Annotated in this window: 9 protein-coding genes; 4 read left to right on the top strand and 5 right to left on the bottom strand. The window is 69.7% G+C overall.

Annotation, left to right across the window (positions count from 1 at the left end; translation table 11 throughout):
- The 3 genes from AC3XYG_RS18240 to AC3XYG_RS18230 all read right to left on the bottom strand — a co-directional run.
- On the bottom strand, window positions 1-300 hold a 300-nt coding region (locus AC3XYG_RS18240; protein WP_489141275.1), incomplete at its 3' end, for a Rossmann-fold NAD(P)-binding domain-containing protein.
- 50 nt (window positions 301-350) lie between these two features.
- Complete coding sequence (locus AC3XYG_RS18235; protein WP_489141274.1) at window positions 351-2450, bottom strand: adenylate/guanylate cyclase domain-containing protein; 2100 nt, start codon at window positions 2448-2450, stop codon at window positions 351-353.
- The gene (locus AC3XYG_RS18230; RefSeq protein WP_489141273.1) at window positions 2429-3214 is read right to left on the bottom strand and encodes a hypothetical protein; all 786 of its coding nucleotides are present in this window, start codon (window positions 3212-3214) and stop codon (window positions 2429-2431) included. Before AC3XYG_RS18230 ends, AC3XYG_RS18235 begins: the two co-directional genes overlap by 22 nt.
- A gap of 299 nt (window positions 3215-3513) precedes the next feature.
- On the opposite strand from AC3XYG_RS18230, the gene AC3XYG_RS18225 reads away from it, so the two are divergent.
- The gene (locus AC3XYG_RS18225; protein ID WP_489141272.1) at window positions 3514-4917 is read left to right on the top strand and encodes an FAD-binding oxidoreductase; all 1404 of its coding nucleotides are present in this window, start codon (window positions 3514-3516) and stop codon (window positions 4915-4917) included.
- Between the two features lie 15 nt (window positions 4918-4932).
- Here AC3XYG_RS18225 and AC3XYG_RS18220 read toward each other — a convergent pair whose 3' ends face one another.
- Window positions 4933-5157, bottom strand: coding sequence for a hypothetical protein (locus AC3XYG_RS18220; RefSeq protein WP_489141271.1), 225 nt, complete (start codon window positions 5155-5157; stop codon window positions 4933-4935).
- A gap of 135 nt (window positions 5158-5292) precedes the next feature.
- Here AC3XYG_RS18220 and AC3XYG_RS18215 point away from each other — a divergent pair, with 135 nt between their 5' ends.
- The gene (locus AC3XYG_RS18215; protein WP_489141270.1) at window positions 5293-5691 is read left to right on the top strand and encodes a winged helix-turn-helix domain-containing protein; all 399 of its coding nucleotides are present in this window, start codon (window positions 5293-5295) and stop codon (window positions 5689-5691) included.
- Between the two features lie 238 nt (window positions 5692-5929).
- Here the strand turns inward: AC3XYG_RS18215 and AC3XYG_RS18210 are convergent, their stop codons facing one another.
- Window positions 5930-6154, bottom strand: coding sequence for a hypothetical protein (locus tag AC3XYG_RS18210; protein ID WP_489141269.1), 225 nt, complete (start codon window positions 6152-6154; stop codon window positions 5930-5932).
- 195 nt (window positions 6155-6349) lie between these two features.
- Between AC3XYG_RS18210 and AC3XYG_RS18205 the strand changes: the two genes are divergently transcribed.
- Together AC3XYG_RS18205 and AC3XYG_RS18200 are read left to right on the top strand one after the other, a co-directional pair.
- Window positions 6350-7219, top strand: coding sequence for a DUF6502 family protein (locus tag AC3XYG_RS18205; protein ID WP_489141268.1), 870 nt, complete (start codon window positions 6350-6352; stop codon window positions 7217-7219).
- An 8-nt stretch (window positions 7220-7227) separates the two neighbouring features.
- A partial coding sequence (locus AC3XYG_RS18200) for a DUF5666 domain-containing protein (RefSeq protein WP_489141267.1) occupies window positions 7228-8054 on the top strand: 827 nt, incomplete at its 3' end.

Here is an 8054-nt window from a genome sequence, read left to right as displayed (position 1 = left end):
GATCTCCCACTGGAACGGCCGCTTCGACACGCGGAACAGCGGCTCGGCAAAGCGCCGCACCGCGGACTGGATCCGGGCGTTGGGGTAGGACCCGCCCGATGCCGCGATCAGCCGGGGATACAGGCCTTCGCCCAGCGCCGCCTCATCCGGCGGTGCGCCGTTGTCGGTGGCGAACAGGCCCTGCATCGCCTGGGCCGCCGAGGCGGGATCATTGGCATAGCCCTGCACGGTCTGGCAGCCGCCGAGGGCGAGCGCCGCGAGGCTGGTGGCGGTGCCGGCGAGGAAAGCCCGCCGACCCAAAATCGGATGCCCCAAAATCGGATGCAATGAATGGATCAAGGCTGCCCCCCTCATTTCGTGTTCAAAACAAAGCTGCGATCCCAATCCGGCGACGGCGGCGTCTCGGCATAGCCGGCGGCGCGGTCGCGGTAGAGCGCGGCGGCGGGATCCTTGTCCGCCAGCGCTGCGAAGAGGTAGGCCGCCTCGCCGAAACGGCGGCGGTAATAGACGGCGAGCGCGGCATGGAAGCGCCGCACCGCGCCGGCCCGCACCGGCGTGGCATCGCCGGCCAGGCCGATCGCCTCATACACCCGCACCGGCCGCGCCTTGCCCTTGACCACGAGGTGGTCGAGCCGGCGGATCAGGTAGCGGTGGCGTGGCAACTGGCGGTAGGTCGCCTCGCCGATCATCAGCTGGGTGCCGTACATCTTGTTGGCGCCTTCCAGCCGCGAGGCCAGGTTCACCGCATCGCCCAGCACGTTGTAGTTCAGCCGGGTCGGCGATCCGACATTGCCGACCACGGCGTTGCCGGAATTGATGCCGGCGCGCAGCCCCAGCGGCGGCAGCCCCTGGTCGTGCATGAAGGTGCGGTTGTAGCGGCCGAGGGCGTCGAAGGCCTCCAGCCCGGCATCGACGGCATGTTCGGCGGCATCGGGGTCCGGCAGCGGCGCGCCCCAGATCGCCATCACGGAATCGCCGATGAACTTGTCGACATAGCCGCCATGGCGCTCGACCGCATCGGCGACGCGGGCCAGCAGGCCGTTCACCACCGCGACCAGCCGCTCCGGCTCCGCCTCCAGCCGCTCGCTCAGGCTGGTGAAGCCGACGATGTCGTAGAAGGCGATGGTCACGGGCCGGGTCTCGCCGACCAGCGTCAGGCCATCCGGATTCTCGGCCAGCTTGTCGACCAGCGACGGCGCCAGATAGTGCCGGAAGGCGTTGACGACGCGCCGCCGCATCCGGTCCTCGACCACGAAGCGATAGGCATAGATCGCGGTGAAGGTCAGGGCCCAGGCCGCCAGGATCGGCACCAGCGGCGGGACAATGCCGCTGCCGAGCGCGTGCAGCGACGCCACCACGGCGATCAGCACGGCCGCCAGCAGCGCCAGCAGGCCCCGGCCCGGCGCCAGCTGGAACAAGAGCGCGCCAAGCACGGTCGACAGCACCCCGACCAGCAGGGCCGCGGCGGCGGAGTGCAGCATCAGCGGCTCGCGCCCGAGGGCGAAGGTCGTGGCGGCAATCGCATGCACCAGCGTGCCGGCCATGGTGAACCGGCCGCCGGTGCCGATCATCGGGCTCTGGGCCGGGCCGCAGCGTGCCGCCGGCTCGTGGTCCGACTGCTCCGCCAGCAGCCGGCGCGCGGTGATAAACCGGTCTTCGCCGTTGAGGATCAGCCCGACGATGACGATCCGGCCGGCGAATTCACGGCGGAAGAAGTCGAGATCGCCGGCCTGGGCGCAGGCGGCAATGTCGGCGAATTCGTAGATCGGCACCTCGCGCGGGGCGATGGTGAAGTCGATCACCGAGTGCCCGGCCGGCACGGCATAGCCGGCCCGGGTCGCCAGCTCCGCCGCGAAGCTGCGCACCGTGCCACCATCCACGGAAGACTGCGTGTCCAGATAGGTCCGCACCACATTGTCCGGATCGGTCACGAGGTTGATCGGGCTGAGGTGCTTCTCGCCGTCGCCATCCTCGCCGCCGATCGCGACCACCAGATTCTGGTCGGGGCGGATCGGCTGGTCGATGCTCGGCGCGTAGCCCAGCACCACCTTGCCCGCTGGGCCGAGCCGGGCCAGCGCTTGCCGCAGCGGGCGATCGTATTTGGGCAGGAGGCCGGGATGGTCCAGCGTGGTCGGAAAGATCTCATCCATGCCGATGACCGCGGCGCCGCCAGCCGCCAGCCCGGCCAGGACGTAACCGAACTCAGGCGTCCAGGCCACCTTGGGCTCGTTCTTGAGCGGAGGGGTGCGATAGGTTTCCTCGCGGACCGCCACCACGGCGACGGGCGGGCGATCGGGCAGCGGCCGGTGGGTCAGGCCGAAGGGCCGGTCGATCCACAGCAGCGGATCGATCCCCAGGCGCTGCAGGAAGCCGGCGCTGGGCAGCAGCATGCTGCTGCCCAGGACGGCGCCGATGCCGAGGGCCACGATCATGCGGCGGAACCTGTGCATCCCGGTGTTTCGCGGAATCGGGGGGCTGGTCGTGCCGCGCCACAGCGCAGCACGACCATGCTGCCCGCCCCCTTGGCGCCCGGGTCGACCGAGAACACGGCCGAATGGCCGCCGGCCTCGATCCGGTAGGGCACGCCGGTCTGCAGCTTCGGCGCATCACCGGGATAGCGGAAGCCGGCGCCGCCCTGGCCTTCCCACACCGTCTGCGGCGATGGGGCGTCCAGCATCACGATGCGGATCGAGCCGTCGGCACCGGAGAATTGCGGCCGGCCGGAGGAGACGGTGGTCTCGGCCCACAGCTTCGCATCGAAGGGCGTCTCGCCCAGCCGGTTGATGCCTGCGCCGGGTTCGGCCGAATGGGCGTCGACCGGGACCATCCGGTTGATCCCGGCGCCGGATTCGGACGAACCGGCATTGAGCGCGACCTGGCTGCGGCCGCAGGGGGCGTTGCGGGTCGACACCAGGCCGCCGGAGACGCGGCTGGCCCCGGCGCCGACGGTGACGACGCCGCCACGAATGGTCTCGATGCTGCAGCCGCCGGCATAGGCCAGGACCAGGCGGCCGCTGCTGCCGAGATCGATGGTCTGCCCGGAATAGACGCTGTCGCCCGTCTCGACACCGGCGTCCGCCGCGCCGCTGATCGCCGTCACCTGCGCCGTGGCGTCACCGCTGGGCGCGGGGCTGCTGGAGCCGGAATTCGCGCCGCCTTGCAGCAGGGTGTTGAAGAGACTGTCGAATTGCGCCGAAGCGCTGGTCGGAACCATGACCACCGCCAGAGCGGCGGCAACAAGCCACGCTGAAATACGCCTGTTCATATCCGTCGCCCCCCTGAAACAAAACCCGGCGATGGCAGGTCACCGGATCTCTCAAATCACAATCGTCCCCACCTTTCTGATGCGCGCGGGACATGGCTTTTTCGTGACGATTGTAACAAACCCTGTGGCAGGGTGCCGCTTCGCTGTCGGCCCTCTGTCGCCGAAGCCGGCCGCGTTGGCCGCTTGTCGGCGGCGCAAGGCCGGCCTAAGGTCTGCGTTACCTTATGTCTGATGTTTCGAGCCGGACCATGGCCATCGCCGCCCTCTCCCCCCGCCCCGCCCTCGACGACCGTGCCGCCGCCGCGCTGCGCGCGCTGCTCGGCGACCGGTTCTCGACCTCAGCGGCGGTGCGCGAGCAGCATGGGCGGGAAGAGACCTACCACCCGACCATGCCGCCCGACGGGGTCGCCTTCCCGCAGACGACCGAGGAGGTCGCGGCGGTGATGCGGATCTGCGCCGAGTTCGAGATCCCGGTCATCCCCTACGGCACTGGCACCTCGCTGGAAGGCGGCATCGCGGCGCTGCGCGGCGGCGTCAGCATCGATCTCCAGCAGATGAACCGGGTGGCGCGGGTGTCGGCCGAGGATCTCGACTGCACGGTCGAGGCCGGGGTGACGCGCAAGCAGTTGAACGAGTACCTGCGCGACACCGGCCTGTTCTTCCCGATCGATCCCGGCGCCGATGCCAGCCTGGGCGGCATGGCGGCGACCCGCGCCTCGGGCACCAACGCCGTGCGCTACGGCACCATGCGCGACAATGTGCTGGGCCTGACCGTGGTGCTGGCCGATGGCCGCATCATCCACACCGGCGGCCGGGCGCGGAAATCCTCGGCCGGCTACGACCTGACCCGGCTGTTCGTCGGCTCCGAAGGCACGCTCGGCATCATCACCGAGGTGACGCTGAAACTGTACGGCATTCCGGAGGCGATCTCCTCGGCGGTCTGCGCCTTCGCCTCCGTCGCCGACGCCGTGAACACCGTGATCTCCACCATCCAGCTCGGCATCCCGATCGCGCGGATGGAGCTGGTGGACGAGGTGCAGATCCGCGCCTCGAACGCCTATTCCAAGCTCGACCTCGAAGTCGCCCCGACCCTGTTCTTCGAATTCCACGGCACCGAGGCCGGCGTGGCCGAGCAGGCGGAGACGGTGCGGGCGCTGGCGCAGGACAATGGCGGCGGCGAATTCCAATGGGCCACCCAGGCCGAAGACCGCACCAAGCTGTGGGAGGCCCGGCACAAGGCCTATTATGCCGGGCTTGCGCTGCGCCCCGGCTGCAGCGGCATGCCGACCGATGTCTGCGTCCCGATCAGCCGGCTGGCCGACTGCATCGTCGAGACCAAGGCCGATATCGAGGCCAGCGGCATGGTGGCGCCGATCGTCGGCCATGTCGGCGACGGCAACTTTCACACCTGCATGATCCTGAACCCGGAAGACCCGGCGGAGATCGCGACCGCCCAGGCCTTCCACGACCGGCTGGTGATGCGAGCGCTGGCGATGGGCGGCACCTGCACTGGCGAGCATGGCGTCGGCTACGGCAAGATCCGCTATCTCGAGCACGAGCATGGCGAAGCCGTCGCCGTGATGCGGTCGTTGAAGCAGGCGCTGGACCCGGCCGGCATTCTCAACCCCGGCAAGGTGCTGCCAGGCAACTGAAGAGACTGTTCGGATCTACCCGAACAGGGCCCAGACCAGGACCAGCACGGCGGCGACGGCGATCAGCGCGATGACCGGCGCATTGCGCCGCGGCGGCTCATCGAGCTGATGGTCGGGCGCGCCACCGGTCGCACCGGCCTGGAAGGCCGGCGGATCGCTGGCCGGGAACGACTCCTCGATCGCCTCGTCGATCTTCTCGTCCGGCGTCGGCCCGGCCGGGCGCGGCTCGGCAGCAGACATCACGGCCTCCCTGGATGGTCTGGCGGATTATGGCCACGATGGTGAACGGGCCACCAGAACTAACGGCCATAACGAAACGGGCAGCGCTGAGCCGAGTTCCCCCGACCCCGCACTTGCCTCTATGATCGCAGGATCATGCCCAGGCTCCGCATCCGCATCGACTTCGACCCGTCCGGCCCCGACCGCCAGCTCGGTCCCGGCAAGATCGGCCTGCTCGAACATGTCGCCGAAACCGGCTCGATCTCGGCCGGCGGCCGGGCGATGGGCATGTCCTATCGCCGGGCGTGGCTGCTGATCGACAGCCTGAACCGGTGCTTCCGCGAGAAGGTGATCGAGACGCGGCACGGCGGCACCCAGGGCGGCGGGGCCGTGCTGACGCCGTTCGGCCAGTTGCTGATCGAAGAGTTCCGCGCCATCGAGCAGGAGGCGGCGACGACGGTGGCCCGTCGGCTGGCCGCGTTGGAGGCCGCGACGACCGAGCCTGACGCCGACGATGCGGCCCGGCCCGCGGCAGCCGCGGCCGGCGACGTCTGAAGCGACGGGCCTGAGTCGATCAGGACGGCAGTGGTCAGCCGCCCTCCCACCAGACGCTGTCCTCCTCGTCATGTGACGACGCCAGCACGGCGCCGACCACGAGGCCGATCGCCGGCCCGACCACAGCCCAGAGAATCAGGAATATGCTCATGGCTGTTCCCCCCATGGCCGCCGCTGTTCGGCGCAGCCGTTCGAACGATGGCATCGTGTCGGACGCGGCGCGGCCGGGTCCTGCCGTTCAGCCCTGGGCATCGTCGACATCGTCAGCATCGGTCGCCGGCCGGAACGCCGAGACATGCGGCGCGTCATAGTCGTGGCTCAGCAGCGTGACGGCCGCATCCACCGTGATCGCCAGCAGGCCGGCGACGATGACGATGACCCCCGAGGTGGCGACGATGCGTCCGAGCTTGGTTTCCGCCACCATGTCGAGCAGTGACGGTTCTTCGGCCAGAACAGTCTGCACGGTCGAAGACGTCGACCGTCGGAGGGAAGGCGATCCGGATGGCCACATAGGCGCCCCGTCGAGTTCTATTGTGGGAAAATGTCCCACAATGCTAGAGTGACCGCCGTTGCACGTCAAACGGAATCCGTTGTTGTGGATATTTTACCCACAAGCGGCGTGCTAAGGTAGGATTCGTTACGGATCACAAGCCCCAGGATGCCACCTTCCTCTGACCCAACCCGGCCACCCCAGCCCCAGGCTCTGCTCGGGCCGCTGGCCCGTCTGCTGCGCCCGCTGGTCCGGCTGCTGATCCGCAGCGGCGTGACCTTCCCGGTGCTGGCCGACCTGTTGCGCGGCCTCTATGTCGAGGTGGCGGTGCGTGACCTGCTGACCGACCCCAAGGCCCGCACGGACAGCCGCGTCAGCCTGCTGACCGGCGTTCATCGCAAAGAGATCCGGCGCCTGAGGACGGAGCCTGCCGCGCCACAGGACACGCCCCCGGCCGTGGTCACCATGAGCAGCCAGATCATCGCCCGCTGGCTCGGCACCCCGCCCTATGCCGATGGCGAGGGCCGGCCGCGGCCGCTGCCCCGTGCCGCCACGGCCGTGGACGAGCCGTCCTTCGAAGGCCTGGTCGCTTCGGTGACCAAGGATGTGCGCGGGCGCGCCGTGCTGGACGACTGGGCCGAGCAAGGCATCGTCACCCTGGATGACCAGGGCCGCGTGACCCTGAACGCCGCCGCCTATGTCCCGCGGCCGGGCAGCGAGGCGCAGTTGTTCTACTTCGCCCGCAACCTGCACGACCACATTGCCGCGGCGGCCGACAACGTCGCCGGCGGCACGGCCCGGTTCCTCGACCGTTCGGTCCATTACGACAGGCTGCAGCCCGAGACGGCGGCCCGGATCGAAGCCGCGGCCCGGCAATCGGCCCAGAAACTGCTGATCGAGATCAACCGTCTGGCCCTGCCGCTGGCAGAGGCCGACGATGCTGCCGGGGACGCCCCGGCCACCCCGCTGCGCCGGATCAATCTCGGCGTCTATCTCTATGCCGAAGACGACACGGCCGACGAGGAGCCCTCAGAGTGAATCGGCTGATGGCGTTCCTGCTCCTGGCCGTGGTGGTGTCCTGTGCCGCCGGCTCGGATGCCGACACGATGTCTTCGAGCTCGAATGCGAACTCGAATGCGAGCTCGAATTCACCGACCGGAGGCCGCACCAGCCAGCCGGGCAATGCCGGCGGCCTGGCGGATCGCGGCGTCGGCGGCACCGGCATCCGGCCCGAGGATCGCGGCATCGGCGGCACCGGCATCGTCGGCGTCATCACCGGCTTCGGCAGCGTCTGGGTCAATGGCCTGGAGGTGGAGCTGGACGCCACCACCCCGATCCGGATCGGCGACCAGCGCGGCTCCAACACCGGCCTGCGCATCGGGCAGCGGGCGGTGATCGAGGCCGTGCATAACGGCAAGGCGCTGCAGGCGAAGGCCATCACCATCCGCTACGAGGTCTCGGGCCCGATCGAAATGGCGGATCTGGCCCGGGGCAGCCTCCGCGTGGCGGGGCAGACCGTGGCCATCGCCGCCGCAGCGGGCAAGGATGATGGCTGGAAGGCCGGCGACTGGGTGGATGTCAGCGGCATCATCGATCCCGCGGGCGAAATCGTCGCAACCCGGCTCGACCGGCGCCTGCCGGGCCGTGTCACCATCCACGGGCTGCTGAGCGGCAGCGCCGCGCTGCCGCGGATCGGTCAGCTGCCGCTGCGGCCGGTCGACGGGCTCGCGGTGGTTCCCGGCGCGTATGTCGAAGCCACCGGCCGATATGTCCGCGGCCTGCTGGTCGCCGAGACCCTGTCGGAGGACACGCTGGCCGTCGACCCGGCCGGGCGCTTCGGCGGCGGCACGCGGCGGCTGTCGCTCGACACCTA

This window comes from Inquilinus sp. (assembly GCF_057815775.1).
The sequence above is the reverse complement of the archived record's forward strand: the minus strand, read 5'-3'. Positions and strand labels throughout refer to the sequence as shown.

Excerpts from the sequence above, each read along its gene's own strand:
- AC3XYG_RS18235 (WP_489141274.1), bottom strand. The coding sequence starts at position 2,450 with ATGCACAGGTTCCGCCGCATGATCGTGGCCCTCGGCATCGGCGCCGTC.
- AC3XYG_RS18215 (WP_489141270.1), top strand. The coding sequence starts at position 5,293 with ATGCCCAGGCTCCGCATCCGCATCGACTTCGACCCGTCCGGCCCCGAC.
- AC3XYG_RS18225 (WP_489141272.1), top strand. The coding sequence starts at position 3,514 with ATGGCCATCGCCGCCCTCTCCCCCCGCCCCGCCCTCGACGACCGTGCC.
- AC3XYG_RS18230 (WP_489141273.1), bottom strand. The coding sequence starts at position 3,214 with ATGGTTCCGACCAGCGCTTCGGCGCAATTCGACAGTCTCTTCAACACC.
- AC3XYG_RS18220 (WP_489141271.1), bottom strand. The coding sequence starts at position 5,157 with ATGTCTGCTGCCGAGCCGCGCCCGGCCGGGCCGACGCCGGACGAGAAG.
- AC3XYG_RS18205 (WP_489141268.1), top strand. The coding sequence starts at position 6,350 with ATGCCACCTTCCTCTGACCCAACCCGGCCACCCCAGCCCCAGGCTCTG.